This is a genomic window from Rahnella sp. PAMC25617 (assembly GCF_050606005.1).
Taxonomy (GTDB): domain Bacteria; phylum Pseudomonadota; class Gammaproteobacteria; order Enterobacterales; family Enterobacteriaceae; genus Rahnella; species Rahnella variigena.
Genome location: NZ_JBOCUM010000200.1, coordinates 1 through 272 on the forward strand (window position 1 = coordinate 1; position 272 = coordinate 272).

The window sequence follows — 272 nt, forward strand, 5'->3', positions numbered from 1 at the left end:
CACGGCGTCGTGCAGACGCCGATCTTCATGCCAGTGGGCACTTACGGCACCGTGAAAGCCATGTCGCCGCTGGAACTCAACGAGATCGATGCGCAGATCATCCTGGGCAACACCTTTCACTTGTGGTTGCGTCCTGGTAACACCGTCATGGAGAAATTCGGCGGTTTGCACGGTTTCATGGGCTGGAACAAGCCGATTTTGACCGATTCGGGCGGCTTCCAGGTGTTTTCGCTGGGCGCCATGCGCAAGATCACGGAAGAGGGCGTGCATCT

At 57.7% G+C, this 272-nt stretch carries 1 protein-coding gene; it reads left to right on the forward strand.

All coding sequences use genetic code 11. The annotated features are described in order from the left end of the window. A partial coding sequence (locus ACM615_RS24185) for a tRNA-guanine transglycosylase (RefSeq protein ID WP_431012676.1) occupies positions 1-272 on the forward strand: 272 nt, incomplete at both ends.